19 protein-coding genes are annotated in these 22,954 nt (G+C 67.6%); 4 read left to right on the forward strand and 15 right to left on the reverse strand.

Going from position 1 to position 22,954, the window contains the following annotated elements; genetic code table 11:
* Positions 1-14: 14 nt before the first annotated feature.
* On the forward strand, positions 15-2,582 hold the full coding sequence (gene topA / locus PGN12_01145; GenBank protein MEH3102498.1) for a type I DNA topoisomerase: 2,568 nt from the start codon (positions 15-17) through the stop codon (positions 2,580-2,582).
* A gap of 253 nt (positions 2,583-2,835) precedes the next feature.
* On the opposite strand, the gene PGN12_01150 is transcribed toward topA, so the two are convergent.
* The 3 genes from PGN12_01150 to queF all read right to left on the reverse strand — a co-directional run bounded on the left by PGN12_01150 (position 2,836) and on the right by queF (position 7,007).
* Positions 2,836-4,116, reverse strand: coding sequence for a glycoside hydrolase family 130 protein (locus tag PGN12_01150; GenBank protein ID MEH3102499.1), 1,281 nt, complete (start codon positions 4,114-4,116; stop codon positions 2,836-2,838).
* A 46-nt stretch (positions 4,117-4,162) separates the two neighbouring features.
* The gene (locus PGN12_01155; protein MEH3102500.1) at positions 4,163-6,436 is read right to left on the reverse strand and encodes a glycosyltransferase family 4 protein; all 2,274 of its coding nucleotides are present in this window, start codon (positions 6,434-6,436) and stop codon (positions 4,163-4,165) included.
* Between the two features lie 124 nt (positions 6,437-6,560).
* Complete coding sequence (queF, locus tag PGN12_01160; protein MEH3102501.1) at positions 6,561-7,007, reverse strand: preQ(1) synthase; 447 nt, start codon at positions 7,005-7,007, stop codon at positions 6,561-6,563.
* 75 nt (positions 7,008-7,082) lie between these two features.
* On the opposite strand from queF, the gene PGN12_01165 reads away from it, so the two are divergent.
* The 3 genes from PGN12_01165 to PGN12_01175 are packed head-to-tail and all read left to right on the forward strand — an operon-like array spanning position 7,083 to position 10,398.
* Positions 7,083-7,931 carry a sulfurtransferase gene (locus PGN12_01165; protein ID MEH3102502.1) on the forward strand — a complete coding sequence of 283 codons (849 nt, stop codon included), beginning with the start codon at positions 7,083-7,085 and terminating at the stop codon, positions 7,929-7,931.
* Positions 7,928-9,121 (forward strand): cystathionine beta-lyase, encoded by a 1,194-nt coding sequence (gene metC, locus PGN12_01170; protein MEH3102503.1) that lies wholly within the window; start codon positions 7,928-7,930, stop codon positions 9,119-9,121. The genes PGN12_01165 and metC overlap by 4 nt, the downstream gene beginning before the upstream one ends.
* Positions 9,100-10,398 carry a mechanosensitive ion channel gene (locus PGN12_01175; protein ID MEH3102504.1) on the forward strand — a complete coding sequence of 433 codons (1,299 nt, stop codon included), beginning with the start codon at positions 9,100-9,102 and terminating at the stop codon, positions 10,396-10,398. The genes metC and PGN12_01175 overlap by 22 nt, the downstream gene beginning before the upstream one ends.
* Positions 10,399-10,566: 168 nt before the next feature.
* On the opposite strand, the gene PGN12_01180 is transcribed toward PGN12_01175, so the two are convergent.
* The 12 genes from PGN12_01180 to PGN12_01235 all read right to left on the reverse strand — a co-directional run bounded on the left by PGN12_01180 (position 10,567) and on the right by PGN12_01235 (position 22,950).
* Complete coding sequence (locus tag PGN12_01180; protein ID MEH3102505.1) at positions 10,567-11,031, reverse strand: DUF3035 domain-containing protein; 465 nt, start codon at positions 11,029-11,031, stop codon at positions 10,567-10,569.
* Complete coding sequence (gene lspA, locus PGN12_01185; protein MEH3102506.1) at positions 11,024-11,494, reverse strand: signal peptidase II; 471 nt, start codon at positions 11,492-11,494, stop codon at positions 11,024-11,026. The genes PGN12_01180 and lspA overlap by 8 nt, the downstream gene beginning before the upstream one ends.
* A gap of 29 nt (positions 11,495-11,523) precedes the next feature.
* Positions 11,524-14,403 carry an isoleucine--tRNA ligase gene (ileS, locus tag PGN12_01190; GenBank protein ID MEH3102507.1) on the reverse strand — a complete coding sequence of 960 codons (2,880 nt, stop codon included), beginning with the start codon at positions 14,401-14,403 and terminating at the stop codon, positions 11,524-11,526.
* A 24-nt stretch (positions 14,404-14,427) separates the two neighbouring features.
* Entirely contained in the window at positions 14,428-15,354 is a 927-nt protein-coding gene (locus tag PGN12_01195; protein ID MEH3102508.1) for a bifunctional riboflavin kinase/FAD synthetase, read from the reverse strand.
* 24 nt (positions 15,355-15,378) lie between these two features.
* Positions 15,379-15,846: a dihydrofolate reductase gene (locus PGN12_01200; GenBank protein ID MEH3102509.1), complete on the reverse strand. Its 468-nt coding sequence runs from the start codon at positions 15,844-15,846 to the stop codon at positions 15,379-15,381.
* 43 nt (positions 15,847-15,889) lie between these two features.
* Positions 15,890-16,642: a metallophosphoesterase gene (locus PGN12_01205; GenBank protein ID MEH3102510.1), complete on the reverse strand. Its 753-nt coding sequence runs from the start codon at positions 16,640-16,642 to the stop codon at positions 15,890-15,892.
* Between the two features lie 33 nt (positions 16,643-16,675).
* On the reverse strand, positions 16,676-17,602 hold the full coding sequence (locus tag PGN12_01210) for a hypothetical protein (GenBank protein ID MEH3102511.1): 927 nt from the start codon (positions 17,600-17,602) through the stop codon (positions 16,676-16,678).
* Between the two features lie 278 nt (positions 17,603-17,880).
* Positions 17,881-18,417 (reverse strand): FxDxF family PEP-CTERM protein, encoded by a 537-nt coding sequence (locus PGN12_01215; protein ID MEH3102512.1) that lies wholly within the window; start codon positions 18,415-18,417, stop codon positions 17,881-17,883.
* A 349-nt stretch (positions 18,418-18,766) separates the two neighbouring features.
* Entirely contained in the window at positions 18,767-19,264 is a 498-nt protein-coding gene (locus tag PGN12_01220) for a hypothetical protein (protein ID MEH3102513.1), read from the reverse strand.
* A gap of 47 nt (positions 19,265-19,311) precedes the next feature.
* Positions 19,312-20,097, reverse strand: a complete 786-nt coding sequence (locus tag PGN12_01225) for a WecB/TagA/CpsF family glycosyltransferase (GenBank protein ID MEH3102514.1) — start codon at positions 20,095-20,097, stop codon at positions 19,312-19,314.
* Positions 20,087-21,526 (reverse strand): undecaprenyl-phosphate glucose phosphotransferase, encoded by a 1,440-nt coding sequence (locus PGN12_01230; protein MEH3102515.1) that lies wholly within the window; start codon positions 21,524-21,526, stop codon positions 20,087-20,089. The genes PGN12_01225 and PGN12_01230 overlap by 11 nt, the downstream gene beginning before the upstream one ends.
* Positions 21,527-21,567: 41 nt before the next feature.
* Positions 21,568-22,950, reverse strand: coding sequence for a BTAD domain-containing putative transcriptional regulator (locus PGN12_01235; protein MEH3102516.1), 1,383 nt, complete (start codon positions 22,948-22,950; stop codon positions 21,568-21,570).
* Positions 22,951-22,954 lie beyond the last annotated feature (4 nt).

Here is a 22,954-nt window from a genome sequence, read left to right on the forward strand (position 1 = left end):
CTAGTTAGGCAACAATGCAGCTCGTCATCGTCGAATCGCCCGCCAAGGCCAAAACCATCGAGAAGTATCTCGGCTCGGACTATCGCGTCCTCGCCAGCTACGGCCACGTCCGCGACCTGCCGCCGCGCGACGGTTCGGTGAACCCCGACGCGGGGTTCGCGATGGAGTGGGAAAACTACGCCGACAAGACCAAGCAGCTGAAGGCGATCGCCGATCTCGCCAAGACCGCCGACCGCCTGATCCTCGCCACTGACCCCGATCGCGAGGGCGAGGCGATTTCGTGGCACGTCCAGGAGGTGCTCGCCAAGCGCAAGGCGCTGCCCAAGGACGTCCAGCGCGTCACCTTCAACGCGATCACCAAACAGGCGGTGACGCAGGCGATGCAGGCGCCGCGCGATCTCGATACCGACCTGATCGACGCCTATCGCGCGCGCCGCGCGCTCGATTATCTGGTCGGCTTCACGCTATCGCCGGTGCTGTGGCGCAAGCTGCCCGGCGCCAAGTCGGCCGGCCGCGTCCAGTCGGTCGCGCTTCGGCTGATCGTCGACCGCGAGCGCGAGATCGAGGCGTTCCGCGCGCAGGAATATTGGTCGGTGATCGCCAGCATGGAGCAGGACGGCACGCCGTTCGCCGCGCGGCTGGTGCAATGGCAGGGCAAGAAGCTCGATCGCCTGTCGATCGGTAACGAGGGCGATGCGCTCAAGGCGAAAGCCGACGTCGAGGCCGGCAATTTCTCGGTCCAGTCGGTCGAGACCAAGCCCGCGACGCGCAACCCGCCGCCGCCCTTCACCACCTCGACGCTCCAGCAGGAGGCGGCGCGCAAGCTCGGCTTCTCCGCCGATCACACGATGCGGATCGCGCAGCAGCTCTACGAGGATGGCGCGATCACCTATATGCGGACCGACGGCGTGCAGATGGACGGCAGCGCCATCTCCGCCGCGCGCGCTGCGATCGCCGACCGTTATGATGGCGGCTACGTCCCCGACAAGCCGCGGCAATATCAAACCAAGGCCAAGAACGCGCAGGAAGCGCACGAGGCGATCCGCCCGACCGACTTTTCGAAGGACCGCGTCGGCTCGGGCGATCACGCCCGGCTGTACGATCTGGTGTGGAAGCGCGCGCTCGCGTCGCAGATGGCCTCGGCGCGGATGGAGCGCACCACGATCGAGCTGGCCGACGGCACCGGGCGCAACGTGCTGCGCGCGACCGGGCAGGTGGTGCTCTTCCCCGGCTATCTCGCGCTCTATGAGGAAGGGCAAGACGACAGTCAGGATGAGGACGCCAAGCGCCTGCCGCGGATGCGCGAGGGCGACAGCCCGGCGAAGAAGGACGTCGTCGCCGAGCAGCATTTCACCCAGCCGCCCCCCCGCTTCTCCGAAGCGTCGCTGGTCAAGCGGATGGAAGAATTGGGGATCGGTCGCCCGTCGACCTATGCCTCGATCATCAAGACGCTCAAGGATCGCGCCTATGTCCGCGTCGAGAAGAACCGCTTCTTCGCCGAGGAATCGGGCCGGCTGGTGACGGCCTTTCTCGAGCGCTTCTTCGAGAAATATGTCGGCTTCGACTTCACCGCCGAGCTGGAGGAAGAGCTGGACGACGTGTCCGGCGGCCGCGCGCAATGGCAGGCGGTGCTCGAGGCGTTCTGGCGCGACTTCAAGCCGCGCACCGCCGAGGTGATGGAGCAGAAGCCGAGCGAGGTCACCGCCGCGCTCGACCAGTTCCTCGCGCCATACCTGTTTCCCGAAAAGGCCGATGGCAGCGACCCGCGGCTGTGCCCGGCCTGCCATGCCGGGCAGCTCGCGCTGCGCGGCGGCAAGTTCGGGGCGTTCATCGCGTGCAGCAACTATCCCGACTGCAAGTTCACGCGCCGCTTCGCGCAGGGCGGCGACGCGGCGGCGGAGGACAGCGGGCCGGAGACGCTCGGGCAGGATCCCGAGACCGGGTTGCCGGTCGAGCGCAAGAGCGGGCGTTTCGGCCCGTACATCCAGCTCGGCGAGGGCAAGGAGGCGAAGCGCGCGTCGATCCCGAAGGACATCGGCGAACTCGATCTCGAGATGGCGCTGCGTTTGTTGAACCTTCCGCGTACCATCGGACAACATCCGGAGACGGGTCTGCCCATCAACGCCAGCATCGGCCGCTATGGTCCGTACCTCGTACATGACGGCAAATATGCGCGACTTTCGTCAACATCGGAGGTGTTCGAGACCGGCATGAACGCCGCGGTCGTCAAGCTGGCCGAGGCGGCGGCGGGCGGCGGGCGCCCAGCGCGCGGTGCCGCCCGTGCACCGCTCAAGGTGCTCGGGGCTCACCCGCGTACCGAGGCGGAGATCAAGCTGATGGAGGGCCGCTATGGCCCCTATGTCACGGACGGCACGACCAATGCGACGCTGCCGAAGACGATCGCCCCCGACCAGTTGACGCTGGAGGAAGCCGCGCAACTGATCGACGACCGCGCCGCGGCGGGCCCATCGAAGGCGAAGAAGAAGGCGCCCGCAAAGAAAGCGGCGGCGAAGAAGCCAGCCGCGAAGAAAGCGCCCGCGGCCAAGAAGGCGCCCGCCAAGAAGACCGCGGCAAAGGCGTAACCTACCCTCACCCGTCGCCCCGGACTTGATCCGGGGCCCCGCTTCTTATCTCCCATCAGCGAGAAAGCGGGACCCCGGATCAAGTCCGGGGTGACGAAGGCGTTGATGATCGGATCAAAACCGCCGACGGCAAAGCCGCCGGCCTGACGTCGGACGGGATCGGCCAAGCCGACCCGCCGGCCGGACCGGTCGCTGCGCGGCCCGTGGGCCGCGCATTGCCGCCGTCGGCTTCGCCAGACGCGGCGGCGACCGGTCACATCTTTTCCAGCAATTCCTTGATCGACACGAACGCGAACCCGACCGAGCTGTCGGCGATGCCGTACGGCATGAACAGCTTGTCGCCATGCTTCATCGCGCCGCACGTATAGACGACGTTCGGCACATAGCCCTCGCGGTCCTGATCCGCCGCCGCCAATATCGGCGAGCGCGTCCGTCCGATGATTCGCGCCGGATTGTCCTTGTCGAGCAACGCCGCGCCGATCGAATATTTGCGCATCGCGCCGACGCCGTGCGTCAGCAGCAACCAGCCCTCGTCGATCTCGATCGGCGGCCCGCAATTGCCGATCTGGACGAACTCCCATGGAAACACCGGCTTGAGGATCAACTCGCCATCGTCCCAATGCGTCAGGTCGTCGGTGCGCAGCAGGTAGAGGTTCTCGCCGTCCTGCCGTCCGATCGACAGATATTCGCCGCCCACCTTGCGCGGGAACAACGCGATGCCCTTGTTGCGCGCCGCGCTGCCGGTCATCGGGATCAGGTCGAAGGCGCGGAAATCACGCGTCCGCAGCAGCTCGGACTGGATCGTCGCGCCATTATAGGCGGTGTAGGTCCCCAGCCACTCCTGCGTCCCGTCGTCGTGCGTGAAATGCACGAGCCGAAGGTCTTCCAGACCCTTGGATTGCGCATCCGTGATCGGGAAGATCACCGTGCCCGACAGCGTGCTGTCACGATGGCGATAGACCGTCACCGGCCCGCTCGGCGGCGCTTCCTCGTCGGTGCCCGTCGCATCGGTGGCGGTCGCGAACGGTGGTTCGGGCGCCAGCTTCAATTCGTTGTTGCTGGTGATGATCCCCTCGCGGAACGCGACCGAGGAGATATGCCCCTCACCCACCGCGCGCAGCGACATCACGATGCGCTGCGCCCCGTCCTCCATCCCCGACTGATCGGGATGCGGGACGGCGCTGGGATTCATCAGCGCGGCGGCGGCATAGCTGTATTCGTGGCAGAAATAGGCGCCGATCAGCTGCCTTTTCTCGTCCGAGATGCGGCTGCCGTCCAGATCGTGCGCCGCCGCGATCTCATCGTAGCGGGTCATGAACACGCGCCGCGTCTGCCAGTGGCGCGCCTCGAAATCCTTCAGCACCAGGTCGAGCTGGTCACGCGCCTCCTGCGGCGACATGTCCATGACCTCGCTGATCAGCCGCTGCGACCGGCTGACGCCGTTGGCATTGGCGATCCAGCCGATGTGAAAGGGGCGCACCACGACACGCGACGGATCGGCGTGCAGGCGCAGCCGGTGGTTGAACAGCTCCAAGGACCAGCCTCGTCTTTAGGGACGTCGAACGCGAACGTCGCTGCCGTCAGGCGGAGACGCGCACCGTCCCTGCCACTTTTCCAACGCGCTTTGAAAGCCCCGAAATCGCACAGGACGCCATTTGTAACGCAAGGATCGACTCAGCGCCCTGATTGCGGTTGAGGCCGGTCGGCATCAGCCCGTCGAAACAGCCGCCGTCGCGCTGCGTCGCCAGCGGCAGGTCGAGGTCGTTGACCCCGAGATACCAGTCGTAGGCGCGCTTCGCCTCGGCGTACCAGCGCGCGTCACCGGTCGCATCGAACGCCGCGGCGCAGGCGTCGATCGTCGCCTGTGCCTCCAGCGGTTGCTGGTCGAACGGCAACGGGTCCTCGTACACCCGCCCGAAGCTCTCCGACCCGACCGCGCGAAAATGCCCCTCCGGCGCGGTCTGGCGCGCGACGATCCAGTCGAGCGTATCGAGCCCGCACGCGATCAGATCGGCGCGGTTGAGCGCCAGACCGGCGCGCAGCATCGCCTCGGGGAGCCGCGCATTGTCATAGGCGAGCACGATCTCGAACCAGCACCATTCGGGGCGCCGTGCTTCGTCGAGCAAGGCGAGGTGCTCGTCGGGGAAGCGGCGCAGGATCTGCAACGCCATCTCATGCCCCGGCGATGCCTCCAGCATCGCTGCCGCGCCGAGCATCGCGAACGCCTGCGCGCGCGGGCTGCCGAGGTCGAGCGCGAGGCTGGCGGTGTTGTCGAACATCGCGGTCGCCCAGTCGCGGTGCTTGGGCTCGTGCGCATCGCGCGCGGTGACGCCCAGCGCCCACAGCGCGCGGCCGTTCGAATCCTCGGAGCCGACGTCCTCGCACCACGTCCGGTCGAAGTTCATGAAGTTGCGGAAGCGCCGCGCGTCGGGGTTCCACGCGAACTGCACGAACGACGCATAGATCGTCATCCATTTGTCGCGCGTCTCGGCGTCGAGATCGTCGATCGCGCTCATCAGCATCAGCGCGCGGGCGTTGTCGTCGATGCAATAGCCGTGGCGGCGATCGGGCACCGAGAAGATCGAATGCTGGAGCATCCCCGTCGCATCGCTCATCCGCTCGACCGCCGCGATGTCAGGAGCCAACACCTGTTTGTCGGCCTTGCCGGGGTGTGGAAGCCGCTGCGTGCGCGTCGACAGGCTGGCCATCAGTTCGTCCATTGCCTTCTCCACCACGCGCGGCCAGATCATCGTCCGGCCCCGCGCATAAGCCCGGGCCGACAGCCGCGCGAGATTGCGCGCGCTGCCGAGCAGGTCGTTGATCTCGCGTGCGAACGCGGCCGGGTCACGGAAATCGACCAATACGCCGTGTCCGTCGGCAAGGATTTCGGTGGCATGGACATAGGGGGTGGACACCACCGCCTTGCCGACGCCGACCGCATAGCTGAGCGTGCCGCTCGTGATCTGCGCGGGGTTCAGATACGGCGTGGCGTAGATGTCCGCCGCCTGGAGATAGTCGATCAGGTCGTCATGATCCACGAAGGCGTCGATGAACGCGACGTTCGCGCCGACCCCCAGCTCCTCGGCACGCGCCTTCAGCGAGTCGCGATACTTTTCGCCCTCGTGCGCGACCAGATTGGGATGCGTCGCGCCCAGCACGACGTACATCGCCTCCGGGTGCCGCTCGACCACCGACGGCATCGCCTCGATGATCGTCTCGATCCCCTTGCCCGGCGCGAGCAGCCCGAAGGTCAGGATCACGCGGCGACCGTCCCAGCCGAAGCGCGCCTTGAACGCGTCCGGCTCGGCGAACGGCCGGTCGGGGACGCCATGCGGGATCGTCGCGATCTGCTTCGGATTGGCGCCATACACGCGCTCGAGAATCTCGCGTCCGCGCTCGGCCATCACGATCACCTTGGCGGCGCGGCGCAGCAGCCCCTCCAGCACCGTCCGCTCCGCAGCGCTCGGCTTTTCGAGCACGGTGTGCAGCGTGACGATCAGCGGCAGCGACACGCGGTCGAGCAACGCAAGGATGTGTCCGCCCGCCTCGCCGCCGAAGATGCCATATTCGTGTTGGAGCCAGAGCACCTGCGCGCCGCTGTTCTCGATCGCGCGGGCGGTGGCGACATAGGCGTCGCGGTCGTGCTGCGGGATCGTGCCGACCACCGCCGCGGGATAATCGTAGCGGCCGGGATGATCGTCCATCGCGTAGACGTCGACCTGCATGTCAGGGAAGCGCGCCCGCAGTGCCTGGTAGGTGTCCGTGGTAAAGGTCGCGATCCCGCACTTTCGCGGCAGGAAGTTACCGATCAGCGCGATATGCCCGACGTTCACCGCCCCGGTCGACTGCTTCATCCCCTTGCCTTTGCGATGGATACGGCGCCCGATGCGCGCGTGTTCGGAAAGTGAACCCTCTTTCTGACGAAAGGTTGCCATATTTCCGCATTGCAGCATAGCCGAACCGGTTGATCGCGATCAATCACCCCCGTCCGCAATACGGCGCGACCCCCTGATCGGGCAGCCACAAATCGGTGGGCGCTGCCCCCGACTGCCAGAAGACGTCGATCGGCATTCCCCCCCGCGGATACCAATAGCCGCCGATCCGCAGCCATTGCGGCTGCATCTCGCGGAACAGCCGCTCGCCGATCCCCACCGTGCAATCCTCGTGGAAGGCGGCATGGTTGCGGAACGAGCCGAGGAACAGTTTCAGCGACTTGGACTCGACGATCGTCGCCGCCGGCGCATAGTCGATCACCAGATGCGCGAAATCGGGCTGACCGGTCACCGGGCACAGCGAGGTGAATTCGGGCTGGGTGAAGCGCACCAGATAGGTCTGCGCCGGGCGCGGATTGGGGACGTAATCGAGCACCGCTTCTTCGGGAGAGGCGGGCAGGGTGCTGGTCTGGCCAAGATGCATCGGGTTCATGCGCGCGCACATAAGGCGTGGCGGGGGCAATTGCGACCTGTTCCCAGCGGTCGCGGTGGCGCTATGGAGAGGGGCATGACCGCTCTCGTCTCCACCGAATGGCTCGCCGCGCACGCGGGCACGCCGGGGCTGCGCATCCTCGATGCCAGCTACCACGTCGGCTTGCCCGGCGAAGCGCCGCGTGACGCCGCCGCCGACTTCGCCGCCGGGCATATCCCGGGCGCGACCTTCATGGACCTCGCCGGCTTCAACGCGCCGGATGCGCCACTGCCCTCCACCATGCCCGACGCCGCGCATTTCGCGGCGCAGGGGGGGCGGCTCGGGCTGCGCAGCGATGACCGGATCGTGCTTTACGACGACGCACCGCACCGCACCGCCGCACGCGCCTGGGTGATGCTGCGCGCGTTCGGCTTCACCGATGTCGTTCTGCTCGACGGCGGGTTTGCGAAATGGAAGGCCGAAGGGCGTCCGCTGGAGCAAGGTGCCCCGCCGGTCGCGCCGACCATCGTCGAGGTGCCGGCTTCGGGTATCGGCCTGCTCGATCTCGCCGCGATGCGCGCGCTCCAGCAGGACGGCAGCGCGCAGATCGTCGACGCCCGTTCGGCGGCGCGCTTCACCGGCGCGGAGGCCGATCCGCGCCCCGGCGTCGCGCCCGGCCATATTCCGGGCGCGCGCAACCTGCCCTATCCACAGCTCTTCGACGCCGACGGGACCTGGAAGCAGGGCGAGGCGCTCGCCGCCGCCTTCACCGCGGCCGGGGTCGATCTCGACCGCCCGCTGGCGATGACCTGCGGCTCGGGGATCACGGCCAGCGTGCTGGCGTTCGGCGCGCATCTGCTCGGACGCGAGGCGGCGGTCTATGACGGCAGCTGGACCGAATGGGGCGGCGATCCCGCCACCCCCAAGGCGACGGGGGACGCATGAGCGCGCGCGACGACATCCGACCGGCAACGCGGCTGGTCACCGGCGGACGGCGCAAGGAATGGACCGCGGGCGTGGTCAACACGCCGGTCTGGCGCGCCTCGACGATCCTTTACGACGATGTCGCGCATTTGCGGGCGACCGGGGCGCGCGATACCCACCACCGGCTGTTCTACGGCCGCCGCGGCACGCCGACGCAGTGGAGCCTCGCCGACGCGCTGACCGAACTGGAGCCGGGCGCGGAGGGCACGTTCCTCTATCCCTCCGGCGTCGCGGCGGTATCGGCGTGCCTGCTGACGCTGCTGTCGCCGGGTGACGAGTTGCTGCTGGTCGACAGCGCCTATGACCCGACCCGCGCGATTGCCGACAAGCTGCTGGCGCGGATGGGGGTGACGACGCGCTATTACGATCCGCTGATCGGCGCGGGCATCGCCGAACTGATCGGCGAGCGCACGCGCGTGATCTTCATGGAAAGCCCCGGCAGCCTGACCTTCGAGGTGCAGGACGTCCCCGCGATCGTCGCCGCCGCGAAGGCGCGCGGGGTCGCGACCGTCATCGACAACACCTGGGCGACGCCGCTGCTGTTTCCGGTCATCGAGCTGGGCGTCGATTATTCGATCCTTGCCTGCACCAAGTACATCGGCGGCCATTCCGACGTGATGATGGGATCGGTCACCGCCGGGCCGGGCCGCTTCGCCGCATTGCGCGACACCAGCTTCCAGCTCGGGCAGGTGGTGAGCGCCGACGACGCCTATCTCGCCAGCCGCGGCCTGCGCACGATGGGCGTCCGGCTCGACCGCCACGAAGCGAGCGCGCTGCGCATCGCCGAATGGCTGGTGGCCCGCCCGGAGGTCGCGCGCGTGCTCCACCCCGCGCTTCCCTCCTGCCCCGGCCACGACCGGTGGCAGCGCGACTTCAAGGGCGCGGCGGGGCTGTTCGCGTTCGTGCTGGCGGGTGGCGGCGACACGGCGCGCTGCGCACTGATCGACACGCTCGACCTGTTCGGGATCGGCTACAGCTGGGGCGGGTTCGAGAGCCTTGCGGTCCCGATCGACCCGCAGCGCCACCGCACCGCCACCACCCCCGACTTCGCCGGGCCGCTGGTGCGGTTGCAGATCGGGCTCGAAGACCCCGACGACCTGATCGCCGACCTCGAACGCGGGCTGGCGGCATGGCGCGCGGCGCAGGCGTGACCGATCTCGCGCCGCTGTTCGAGATGGTGCCGGCACAGGCCGACCTGATCGAGCTGGCGGCGGCCGGCGCGCTGGTGCTCGCGGCACTGGCGCTGGGCGTGATGGCGCAGCGGATCGTCGGCGCGCGCACCGCCGCCTGGTGGCGCGCGCGGGTCGGCGCGCATGTCGAGGGGCTGAGCCCGCGCATCGCGACGATCATCCGTCACGGCAGCGCCGCGCTGCTGCTCGCGCTGATCTACGCCGTCTGGCCTTGGGGGCCGCTGCCCGCCGCCGCGATCGGCTTCGCGATGGCCGCCGCGGGGACGCTGACCGCGCACCAGCTGATGCGCGGCGTCGGCATCCCGCGCTGGGCGGCCTATGTCGTCGAGCTGGTCGTGTTCACCGCGCTGTTCAGCCATGCGGTCGGCGGGCTGGAGCCGATCACCACCACGCTGGACGCGATCGGGGTACGGGTCGGCAGCCGCCGCCTGTCGCTGCTCTCGCTGATCGAGGTGCTGGTCATCATCGTCGCGCTGATGGCGGCGGTGCGCGTCGCCAACCGCCTGACCGCGCATACGATCGCCCACGCCCGCGCGCTCGACCCGACGCAGAAGGTGCTGGCGCAGAAGATCGCCGGGATCGTTGTGGTGGTCTTCGCCTTTCTGTTCGGGATCGACCTGCTCGGGATCGACCTCACCGCCTTCGCGGTCTTCTCGGGCGCGTTCGGACTCGCGGTCGGGTTCGGGATGCAGAAGACGATCGGCAATCTGATCGCCGGGATCATCCTGCTGCTCGACCGCTCGATCAAGCCCGGCGACGTGATCGCGGTCGGCACCAGCTTCGGCTGGGTCAACAAGATCGGCGTCCGTGCGGTGTCGGTCGTCACGCGCGACGGCAAGGAGCATTTGATCCCGAACGAGGATCTGATGACTCGCGAGGTCGAGAACTGGTCGTACACCGATCGCAACGTCCGCGTCCGCATCCCGGTGCGCGTGCCCTATGACTGCGACCTGCAGGCGGCGCAGGCGCTGATGCTGCGCGCCGCGCGCGAGTCGCCGCGCGTGCTCGATTCGCCAAAACCCAATGTGTGGCTGACCGCGTTCGGCACCGACGGCGCGGAGCATGAGATCCTCGCGTGGATCAGCGATCCGGAGAGCGGCGTCGGCAACGTCCGCTCGGACGTGCTCAACCGCCTGTGGATCATGTTCCGCGATGCCGGAATCGGGATGCCGTTCGCGCAGCGCGACATTTATGTGCGGAGCTGGCCGGGCGCGGAGACGCCATCGCCCCGGACTTGATCCGGGATAACCCAAGCGATCTCCTACCGTCGTCCCTGCGCAGGCAGGGACCCATGTCTGTCGAATGCAACCGAGCGATCTGACACAGTTCGCGACGCGCCTATGTCAGATGGCTCGATTTGACGAAGCAGACATAGGCCCCTGCCTTCGCAGGGGCGACGGCTGGACTTACTGCTGCGGCGTCGGCTGTGCGGGCGCCGGTTGCGCCGGAGCCGCCGCCCCACCCACCGACGCGCGCGCGTCCTGCCCGTCGCCCTGCGGCGCGGCGACGATGTCGCTGGTGGTCTGCCCCTTGTCGATCACGTTCGTCGCCGGATCGCCGACGCCCGAGCGGATGCCCGGCGTCGACGCGCTCGCGCCGCCGGCCTGCTCGACCACGCCCGCCTCACCCGCGCTGCGCGCCGCCGGGCCGCCGAACAGCGCCTCGATCGCCTGCGCCTGCGGGTTGTTGCCCTGCGTCCGCGCGGCACCCGGCTGCGGCGGCACCAGCGCGAAATCGGGCGGGATGATCAGCGGCGCCTGCCGCGCCACCGCGAACTCGTCGGGGCGGGCGCGGTCGTAGCCGCGCTTGCCGCAGCCGGCGAGCAGCCCCAGCGCCGCCATCCCGGCCACCACCACCACAGACTTACGCATGGACATTCTCCGAAACATCGTCGCGCTTCTCGCGGATCAGGAGCGCGCGCACCAGCAGAATCAGCACGCCGATCGTGATCGCGGCATCGGCGACGTTGAAGACCAGGAACGGCCGCCACTCGCCGAAGTGCAGATCGGCGAAATCGACCACATAGCCGAGCCGCACGCGGTCGACGATGTTGCCGAGCGCACCGCCCAGCACCAGCCCGAGCGCGAGCTGGTCGGCGCGCTTGCGCTCGCGGAACATCCATACCGCCACCGCGATCGCGATCGCGGCGGTGAAGGCGACCAGCAGCCAGCGCGTCGTGTCGGTCTCGGCGCGCAGCATCCCCAGCGACACGCCTTCGTTTTTTGTGAAACGCAGGTCGAAGATCGGCAGCAGAGTGCGATACGCGCCAAGGAAATCGATTTGCAGCGGCCCGGTGACCAGCCATTTGACGAGCTGGTCGACCGCGAACACCATTCCGGCCAGCAGCAATCCGGCGCGCGGAATCACGCTGCCGTCCCCGTCACGTCGGCGCAGCGCGCGCAGAGATCGCCATCGCTCGTCACCTCGGGCAGGTGCCGCCAGCAGCGCCCGCATTTGTGATAATCGGTGCGCGCCACCTCGATGGTCGGTGCCTCGCTCACCTTGGCGACGATGAACACCTCCGCCAGCGCCTCGGCCGACAGCGGCGATTCGGAGACGGTCACTTCCGCCTCCAGGCTCGAGCGGATCGTCTTCTCGCGGCGCAGCGGCTCGATCGCCTCGGTCACCCGCTCGCGCAGGCGACGCACCTCAAGCCAGCGCTGCGCGACATCCTCGCCTGCCTCGTCGGGCAGCGTCGGCCATTCGAGAAAGTGCACCGAACTGTCGTCGGCCGGGAAGCGCGTCTGCCACACTTCCTCGGCGGTGAAGACCAGCACCGGCGCGGCATAGCGCACCAGCGCATGGAACAGCACGTCGAGCATCGTGCGATACGCCCGGCGCTTCACGTCGGTCGGCGCATCGCAATAGAGCGAGTCCTTGCGCACGTCGAAGAAGAACGCCGACAGATCCTCGTTGCAGAAATCGGTCAGCCGTCGGACGTAGCGGTTGAACTCATAGGACGTCGCCGCGTCCTTCAGCTCGCGGTCGAGCGCATGGAGCAGGTGGAGCATGTAGCGCTCCAGCTCCGGCATCTCGGCGACCGGCACCCGCTCGTCGTCGCTGAAGCCATCGAGCGCACCGAGCAGATAGCGGAACGTGTTACGCAGCTTGCGATACGCATCGGAGGATGTGGCCAGAACTTCCTTGCCGATCCGCACGTCGTCGAAATAGTCGGTCGACACCGCCCACAACCGCAGGATGTCCGCACCCGATTCGCCGATCACCTTGAGCGGATCGACGACATTGCCGAGCGACTTGGACATCTTGCGCCCCTGCCCGTCGAGCGCGAAGCCGTGCGTCAGCACCGCGTCGTACGGCGCACGCCCGCGCGTCCCACAGCTTTCCAGCAGCGACGACTGGAACCAGCCGCGATGCTGATCCGAGCCCTCGACATACAGGTTCGCGCGCGTGCCCTCGCCATAACGCGCCTCGACGACGAACGCGTGGGTCGAGCCCGAGTCGAACCATACGTCGAGAATGTCGTTGACCGGCTCGTAATCGGCGACCTCGTAGCGGTCGCCTAGCAGCGCCTGATGGTCGGCGGTGAACCACGCATCCGCGCCGCTCTCGCGGAAGGCGGCGATGATCCGCGCGTTGACTGCCGGATCGTAGAGATATTGCCCGCTCTGGCGATGCACGTAGAGCGCGATCGGCACGCCCCAGGCGCGCTGGCGGCTGATGACCCAGTCCGGGCGCCCCTCGACCATCGCGCGGATACGATTCTCGGCGCGCGTCGGCACCCATTGCGTGCGGGAGATCGCGTCCAGCGCGAGTTCGCGGAGCGTGGCGGCGTTGCCTTCAAGCCCTCTCCCCTCCGGGGAGAGGGTTGGGTGAGGGGCCGAGGTCTCACCGAGACCGGCACTCTCTGCGAGGCTCCGCCCCTCACCCCTACCCTCTCCCCGGAGGGGAGAGGGCTTGTCGTCCATCGGAATGAACCATTGCGGGGTCGCGCGGAAGATCACCTTCGCCTTCGACCGCCACGAATGCGGATAACTGTGCGCGAAATCGTCGCTCGCCGCCAGCAACCCGCCCGCCGCGCGCAGGTCCGAACAGATCGGCCCCTCGGCGCTGACGAACTTCTTGTTGATGACGCTGCCCTGACCGCCGAGCCACGCCCAGTCGGCGCGGTACATGCCAGCCCCATCGACCGCGAACACCGGCTCGATCCCGTGCGCCTTGCACAGCAGGAAGTCGTCCTCGCCATGATCCGGCGCCATATGGACCAGCCCCGTACCGGCATCGGTGGTGACGAACGCGCCCTCAAGAAACGGCCGCGGCGTCGCGAAGAAGCCGCCGAGCGCGTGCATGGGATGCTGCGCGGTCGCGCCCTCCAGCACCGGGCCCTTGATGAGCGCGATGATCTTACCCATCGGGATGCCGGTGCGCTTGGTGAAGGCCGGCATCAGCGGCTCGGCGACCAGATAGCGCCGCCCGTCATGCTCGAACTGCAGGTAGTCGATGGCCGACCCGTAGGCGAGCGCCTGGTTGACCGGGATCGTCCACGGCGTGGTCGTCCAGATCACCGCCAGCGTGCCCGCCAGCCCCGGATATTCGGGGCAGTCGATCACCTCGAACCCGACGTCGATCTGCGTCGAGACGATATCCTCATATTCGACCTCGGCCTCGGCCAGCGCGGTCTTCTCGACCGGGCTCCACATCACCGGCTTGGCCCCGCGATACAGCTGGCCGCTCTCGGCGAACTTCAGCAGCTCGCCCGCGATGGTCGCCTCGGCCTCGAACTTCATGGTCAAATAGGGATCGTCCCAATCGCCCATCACGCCCAGCCGCTCGAACTCGTCGCGCTGCACCGCCACCCACTTCTCGGCATAGGCGCGGCATTCGGCGCGGAATTGCGCGACCGGCACCTGATCCTTGTCGAGCTTCTTCGCGCGATACGCTTCCTCGACCTTCCACTCGATCGGCAGCCCGTGGCAATCCCAGCCCGGCACGTAGGGCGCGTCATAGCCCATCAGCGAACGGCTGCGGACGATCACGTCCTTCAGCACCTTGTTCATCGCATGGCCCATGTGGATGTCGCCATTGGCATAGGGCGGGCCGTCGTGGAGGATGAACCGCTCGCGGCCCAGCCGCTGCGCGCGCAGCTGCTGGTACAGCCCGATCCGCTTCCAGCGGTCGAGGATCGCAGGCTCCTTCTGCGCCAGCCCGGCCTTCATCGGAAAGCCGGTCTGCGGCAGGAATACGGTGTCGCGCCAGTCGCGCGTGGTGTCGGATGCGTCGGCCATGTGTCTCTTAGCCTTAACGGCGGGTCAGTCCGCCAGCAACTCGCGCGCGCGGGCGCAGTCCAGGTCCATCTGCGCGACCAGCGCGTCGAGGCTGTCGAACTTCGCCTCGGCGCGCAGCCACTCGATCAGCTCGACCTCCAGCAGCTGACCGTACAGGTCGCCGGCGAAGTTGAAGAAAAATGGCTCCAGCAGCTCTTTCGGCGGATCGAACGTCGGACGCACGCCCAGATTCGCCGCCCCCTTGAGCATTCGCCCATCCGCGAGCCGCCCGCGCACCGCATAGATCCCGTACGCCGGGCGCAGATACGGCCCCATATCGAGGTTTGCGGTCGGATAGCCGATCGTCCGCCCCAGCTTGTCGCCGTGCTGGACGATTCCCTCGATCGCGAACGGCCGCGTCAGCAGCCGCGCCGCGCCGCGCGGATCGCCGCCGCGAAGCGCCGCGCGGATTCGCGTCGACGACACCGGCTCGCCATCCAGCAGCACCGCCCCGACGGTATCGACCGAAAAGCCGGCACGCTCGCCCGCCGCGCGCAACGTCGCGATATTCCCGCTCTTGGCGTGACCGAAGGTGAAATCTTCCCCCGTGACCACCCCCGCGACCCGCAATGCCCCGATCAGCCGCTCGGCAATGAATACATCGGCCGGCAACGCGGCGAGCGCGGCGTCGAAATGGAACACCACCATACCGTCCGCCCCCGCGTCGGCAAACAACCGCGCGCGCTGGTCGAGCGTGGTCAGCCGAAACGGCGCGGCATCGGGGCGGAAGTGGCGGACGGGATGCGGATCGAAGGTCGCGACCAAGGCCGGCCGCCCCTCGGCGCGCGCGCGATCGACCGCCCGCGCCACCACCGCCTGATGCCCCAGGTGAAAACCGTCGAAATTGCCCAGCGCGACGATCGCGCCCGCCAGGGCGTCAGGCACCGCCGCGCCGCCGTCAAGCCGCTGCATCGGCCGCCCTTAGCGCCTGCGCCGTCACCGTACCAGCGTCACGAAATCATAGCCCGGCCGCTCGCCGTCCGCCGGATGTGCGATCCGCGCCACTTCGCGCCAGCCGGTGAACGCCGGCACGACCGCGTCGCCCTCGGGCGCGCAATGCACCTCGGTCAACTCGATCCGGTCGGCACGATCGAGCAGCAGCGCGTAGATCTCCGCACCGCCCACGACGGTGACGTCGCCCCCCCCTGCGAGCGCCAGCGCCGACCCGATATCATGCGCCACCTCCGCGCCGACCGCCGACCAGCCCCGATCGCGCGTCAGGACGATGTGCCGCCGCCCGGGCAGCGGCGCGGGAAAGCTCTCGAAGGTCTTGCGCCCCATCACCATCGGCGTGCCCATGGTCAGCGCCTTGAAGCGCTTGAGATCCGCCGGCAGCCGCCATGGCAGCCGGCCATCCACACCGATGACGCCATTGTCGGCGCGTGCGAGAACGAAGATGATCATTCGCGCGGGGCTAGGCGCGAATGGCCCGGGAGAAAAGCGCGCATCACGCCTGATCGAGCCGACTGGTCAGCGTCCAGCGCGCCTCGCCTTCCAGCCCGAGGGCGGTCAGTCGCCCGGTGCGATAGGCTCCCGTGTCGATCGCGATCCTATTGTGGCGATAGTCGACCCTCGGCACGATCGTGTGCCCATGCACCACCACCGGCCCATGATCGGCCGCGCTGTTCAGAAAGTCCTTGCGGATCCATCGCAGGTCGCGCGCGGTCTGCTCCTCGATCGGCACGCCGGGGCGGATGCCGGCATGAACGAAGAGGTAGTCGCCGATTCGCACCTGCTCGAGCATCGCACGCAGGAAGGCGATGTGACGCGACGGGATCGCGGCGCGCAGGACGCGCGGCAGTGCTTCGGGATCGTCCCAGAAGCGTGTCGGGTCGACGCCATAGCTCTCCAGCGTTTCCGCCCCGCCATGATCCAGCCAGCGTGCGACGCCCTCGCTCTCGCCATCCAGGATCGCAAGCAGCATTTCCTCGTGATTGCCGCACAGGAAATAGCGATGTGCGCCGCTGCGATCCTCCGCGGTCAGCAACTCGATGACCTTCGCCGACGCCGGCCCGCGATCGATCACGTCGCCGATCGTCACGATGTGCAGCGTCGCCTCCCCACCGCGACGGTGATGGTCCTCGACGATCCACCCGAGCAATGGCTCCAGCAAGTCGGCCCGGCCATGTACGTCTCCGATCGCATAGACCCGCATCCCGGCCGGGATCGCGGCGCGGCGCGGCGGCGGCCATCCGAGCAATTGGCGCAATCTTCCCATCGCGATGCGGGCAGCTCAGCCGAACAGCATCGCGTCGATGGCATCGAGCACCGGCGCGTCATGCGCGAACTTGCGCGCGAAATGCGCGTCGGACGCGTAGATGCCGTCGAGATCGGCTTCGGTCAGCAATTGCGGATGCGCCCCGCCGCCGTTCCATTGCGCGTAGCGGCGATTGTCGCGCACCAGCGTCAGCCCCGGCTCGTTGCACAGCACCGTCTGAAAATAGCATTCGTCGGGGCTGGTCCGCATGGTCAGGTGCCTCTGCAGCCTCAGATGCTGCGGGGTCGGCGCCAGCAGCAACCGCGCGACGCGCGCATTGCCGGTGAACCAATGATCGCCGTAGAAGCAGGGAAACGCGCGCGAGAACGGACGGAACGGCGTCGGGAACGGCAAGTGCACTGTATAGCGCCCCGCTCGCACGCGCCGTCCGCCGTCGTTGAAGCGCAGCATTGGCAACCAAAGCTCCGCGCCCTCATAGTGGCTGCGCTTGAGCCGGCGGTTCCCGTCAGCCTCGAATTGATCCAGCTCGGGATTGCGCGGCCCGAAGCGTGCAGCGGCGCTCTCGGCCGTATCGCCGATCTGGCGGTAATCGATCAGCGCATCCGCGCCCGACGCGGCCAATTCGGCGCGGACGGCATCGGCGCGGCGGATCGGATAGTCCGACGCGCTCATCAGCACGAACCAATCCGGCGCGTCACGCTCGTAGAGCAGCCGCAGCGCCGCGAAGAACCCCTGCACCACCGACCATTTCGCCCAGCCGGTGCGGATGCTCGGATCGACGAAGCGCACGTTGCCGGGAAACTGGCGTTCGTCGATCGGGGATTGCGCGCGATCGTGGTGACAGGCGATCGGCGGCGCGTCGTAGAGCCGGTTGAGCGTAGCGACGAGCCGCAGCAACTGCCCCGGATCGCGATGCGACAGGATGACGAAGCCGATCGTCATCGTGGCGCGCCCGAACGCATCGGGCGGCCCGTCGCGGCGCGGCGAATCAGGTGGGGCGTCAGGGGACAGGTTCCGGTCACGAGAGGATGGTAGCACCGCCATCCTAACCGCACCCTACCGTCGCGGTCGACTGGCGATATGCTCCCGCCCGGCTCTGCCGCAGCGCTCCCCATCACCGGCGGACACCTGACGCAAAACGGCGGCGTACCCCTTAAGGTACGCCGCCGTCTTTCGGATCGTCACCGCGACGACGCGATCGCGCCGTCACGAGATCGCAATCAGATCGCCTGCGCGAAACGGACTGCCGGACGACGACGCATCGCATAGCCGACGACGCCGAAGCCGAGGATCATCAGCGCCCAGGTGCCCGGCTCGGGAACCGCCGGCGTCGCACGGAACGCGACGTTGCCGCTGTAGGTCGCGCTGCCACCCGTGACGTTGCCCGAGACGATCAGCGACTGCGGGTTGTTCTTCGTCGGGATCGGCGCCAGCGACTCGGCCTGATAGTTGTTCGTGCTGGTCGGGGTCAGCGTCAGCTCGACACCATTCAGCGTCACCTTGGTCAGCACGAAGTTCACGACCGGATCGGTGCCCGGCAAGTTGAAGACGAGCGTGATGAGGCTCGCACCCACGAAGCCCGCGGTCGGCACCGTGAACTTGTAGACGTCGGTGAACTCGCCCGACTTCGCGTCCGACGCGAACGCACCCGTGTAGGACCCGTTGTTGTTGGTCAGCGGGATGTTCGTTGCTGCCATCGCCGGCGCCGAAACTGCGACCGTCGCCGCTACGACTGCGGCCGAGAAAATCTTCTTCATGCTGGAAACTCCCCTTACACCCTGTTGACGTCCGTCCGTACCACTCACGCGACCCGCCCCTTGCGGCGGTGATGAACCGTTGCCACCCGGCCACCCGATGATTCGATGTATCGCACCTTAACGACTCGAAAACCATCTTCTTTTTAACGACATGCCGCTTTCCTTGCGCTGTGCTCATTTTGCACTGACAGGAGGCCGCACCAAGCGATACGAGGTGATATACGCGGCACGACCCACTTTGGATGCGACGCAACATTCTCGAAACAGTCCAATATCGGGACGCACGGCGGATCGGCGGTCGACAAAAACGACGGCAAGGATTGACGCCTGTTACAACCTCTTAGGCGGGTCAGTGATGCGAGGCGAGCCGGGAACGGATTGCGGAAATCAGGACGATCAGGATCCCGCCGATCTCCAGCACCCAGTTCCACCGCATGCCAAGTAACGTCGAGTTGATGAACTTGTCGACATGATGAAAAGAAGCAGCGCGGATCAGGACGTAAGTATAGATCAAGCAAACTCCCACAGCGGCGACCCGCATATTGCGGCGCAGCATGGGCAATCGGCGCACGGCGAAGCCCGCCATTATTGGCGCCAGCGCGGTGATCCCGATGATGAACGCAAGCTGAAGGGCGCGGCGTTCCGCGAACCAGCCGTGCCGTCGCGCATCGTCGCGAAGTAGCTGGGTAAACAGCGATTGCAGGTCAAGCTGCTTGTTGATGCCCAGCGCCAGCATCATCACCGCGACCGTTGCCCAGAAGCGCGTGCCGCCGGCCGAGTCGTGCGTTGCGCGGCGTGCCGCCACGGCACAGCCCCCCGCCGCGATCAGGTAGAGCGCGACCGTCAACCAGCCGATCGCCCCCGGATCGCCGATCCCCGGCGTCCACCGTTCGCTCAACGCCTCCGGCCGCGCTGCCAGCGATGCGCCAGCCGGAAGATACGTGGACCGTCGACCAGATAGCGCCGCCACAATCGTCCCGGTTGCGATGCCAGCCGATGCGCCCATTCCAGCCCGAGCCGCTGCACGGCGCGCGGCGCGCGGCGCTGCCGCCCGACGATGAAGTCGAGCGATGCGCCGATGCACAGCGCACACCCATGCGCTCCGCCAGCGCCCGCGATCCGTGCCGCAAGCAGCTCCTGTTGCGGCGATCCGACCGCGATCAGCACGAAGCGCGCCGCCGACTCGCGACCGAACGCCACCGCCGCCGCGAGCGCGTCGGGGTTGCCGAGCATTCCCATCGGCGGGATATGCTGAACGATGTCGAGCGTCGGGAAGCGCGCGCGCAACGCCGTCAGCAACGGCGCATCCCCGCCGATGATCGCGATCCGATCACCGGCCTGCGCCACGTCCGCGAACAGCCGGACCGTCAGGTCGCTGCCCGGCGCCAGCGGCAGGCTGACTCCGTAGAGGCGCGCGAGTCGCGCCAGCACCCGGCTGTCGCACAGCACCAGCGACGCCGCGCGATAGGCGCGCCATAGCTCGCCACCGACCGGATCCTGCTCGCCGAGCGCCTCCAGCCGGACGATATGGTCGACATTGGGGGTGACGACATATCGGAACGGCGTGTCGGGCGCGATCCGCCGCAACCATGCCACCGCCGCATCGGTATCCAGCGGATCGAAGTCGATGCCGACGAACGCGCGGCGTTGGGCGGGGGCCGGGGCGGGATCAATAGGCATTTTTGTCGAACGCCAGGTTCACGACCGTCTCGACCATGATGCGCAGGTCGAGCATCAGGGACCAATTGTCGATATAATAGCGGTCCAGCTCGACACGACGCTTGGCACGATCGATCGTCTGGATCTCCCCGCGCAGCCCGCGGACCTGCGCCAGCCCGGTAATTCCCGGCTTCACGCGGTGCCGCGCCGCATAGCCGCGCACCGCGTCGAAGTAATAATGGTCGCCGACCTTCATATGCGTGGCGTGCGGGCGCGGGCCGACGATCGACATCTCGCCGCGCAACACATTCCAAAGCTGCGGTAATTCGTCGATACTCAGCTTGCGGATCAGCCGTCCGACCGCCGTGACGCGCGGATCGCCCCTGGTGGTGCGCGCCGCCCCGCTCACGTCCTGCCGTTCCACATACATCGACCGGAATTTCCAGACGAGAATCTCGCGGTTGTTGAAGCCGAACCGCGGCTGCTTGAAGATCACCGGGCCGCGGCTGGTCAGCTTGATCGCCGCCGCGGTCACCAGCAGCAGCGGGGCCAGCAGGACGAGCGCCACCGTCGCCACGACGAAATCCTCGAGGTCCTTCACGATCGTGTTGCCGTCGCGCATCTGTCGCTGCCAGAGCGTCAGGACCGGGATCTGCCCGACGAAGTTGACGCGATAGTCGGGCGCCAGCGCGACCGCCTCGCGCGGGATCAGCGAGACGTCGACCGCCACTTCGCTCAGCTTCTCGATGATGACCTCGACACGCTCGCGGGTCATGTCGGACAGCGCGATCAGCACCTGATCGACCTCGCCGTCGCGGGCCATCGCGAGCAATTCGGGGAAGCCGCCGATGAACGGCAGATCGTCCACGGCCTGCGGCGTTGCCGCGCGGGTATAATCGTCCGCGACCCCGACCAGCAGCAATTGTGGCAGCGCCTGCAGGTCGAGCATCCGACAGGTTCGCGTCAGCGTCTCCTTGTCGGCGCCGTAGAGGACGACGCGCTGGCGGATGCGCCCGCTATCGGCCAGTCGCCGCAGCGCCGCGCGCAACACGAAGCGACTGACGAACAACAACCCGGTCACCGCACCGACATAGGTCAGCGTCAGCCCGCGCGAGAATTCGTCGACCAGCCCGAACTGCCAGACGATCGCGCTGCTGAGCAGCGCCGACATCAGATAATCGACCGCCACCGCGGTGTCGCCGGACTGGAGCAGAACGATCGACTGGCCATAGACCCCACGCGACTGGCGGATCAGGAAGAAGGCGATCCCCGCGATGAAGGCGGCGGCCGTATGCACGCCCGGCACGACGTTTTGCTGGAAGATCGAGGTGTAGAGGATCACCGCCACCGGCGCGCTGACGATCAGGCACAACAGGTCGACGATCATCACCATCGACGGGATGACGTTCGACGTGAAGCGTCGTCCCTGGATCGTTCGCGAACCTGCCACCTGTTGCCGTCCCGATTCCGTCGGGTCGTTGTCGCCCCGCGCTACCATTGCGCACGCGCTACACGCTTTTGCTCAACAAATTGCTGCTGAAGGTCGGCCAGTTCGTCCGAACGCCCCGCCTTGACGAGAAAATCACGCAGACCGGCGAACAACAACGGATCGGCTCCGATCGCCTGAATACCCGCGCGATAGGTGTTTTCGGCCAGTTGCTTCTGCCCGGCCAGCGCATAGGCGCGGGCGAGCCGTACACGATCATCCGCCGACCGCGGCTTGCTGGCGACCAGCCGCTGCGCATCGAACACCGCCTGCCGTCCGCGCCCGGTGCGCAGATACAGATCGGTGCGCGCGCGCAGAGCGAGGATGTTGCCCTCGTCGAACGTCAGCACCGCATCGAGCAGTTCCAGCGCCTCGGCATCGCGACCTTGCATTCCCTGCGTCTGCGCCAGCAATGCCAGCGGGGCGGCATTGGCGGCGGTGACGGGCAGCGACACCAATGGCGCGACCAGCGCCTCCGCATCGCGCGCCTGCCCGGCCAGCATCAGAAAATACGCATAGCGCATCTTGTCGGCGGTCGACGCCTGCGCCGCGAGCTGGCGCACCTGCGCGATCGCGGCGTCGCGCGGTTCGAATTCCAGCCACAGGCCGAGGATGTCGATCAACCGCCCTTGATGTTCGCCGCTGCTCGCGAGCTGATAGGTGAGGTCGTGCGCCGCCGCGCGTTCGCCCAGCCGATAGAGCGTCCGCGCATAGGCGACGCGCAACGCCACATCGTTGGGCCGGAGCGCCAGTTCGCGGCTCTGCGCTTCCTTCTGCCCGGCGAGATTGCCGAACCGCCCGGACATGTCGCCGAGCGCATCGAGCGCGGTGGCGTCGCTGGGATGGCCGGTCACGAAATCGCCCAGCAGCGCCAGCGCGGCATCGGGCTTGTTCAACCCGGCCAGCGCGCGCGCCTTCAGGATCGTCGCATTGGAATCATCGATCCGCGACGCCAGCACCACGTCGGCATGCTTGAGCGCCGCTTCATAGTCACGGTTGCGCAACGCGACGAAGCCCAGGGTCGTTTGCGGCGCAAGCTCGTCGGGGCGCAGAAGCAGCACCTGCTTGGCATAGCGCTGCGCATCCTCGGTATGGCCGCCGATCACCGCCAGATCGGCCAGCGCCTGCAACACCGCCGGCCGGCTGTGATCCAGCTCGTTGGCGCGCAGATAGGCGTTGTACCCGCCGGAATAGTCGCCGAGCGCCAGTTCGACCTGACCGAGCTGCTGCCAATAGTCGGGGTTCGAGTCGTCGAAGCCGACCGCCTGCTGCATCGCCAACCGTGCCATAACGGGATCGTTGTTGGCCATCGCGGCCTCGTAGACGGCGGCGAACTTGGCCGCGCGCTCCTCGCGCGAACGGCAACCCGCCAACAGCACCAACGACATCGTC

Origin of the sequence: Sphingomonas phyllosphaerae, assembly GCA_036946405.1 — a bacterium.
GTDB classification, from domain to species: domain Bacteria; phylum Pseudomonadota; class Alphaproteobacteria; order Sphingomonadales; family Sphingomonadaceae; genus Sphingomonas; species Sphingomonas phyllosphaerae_D.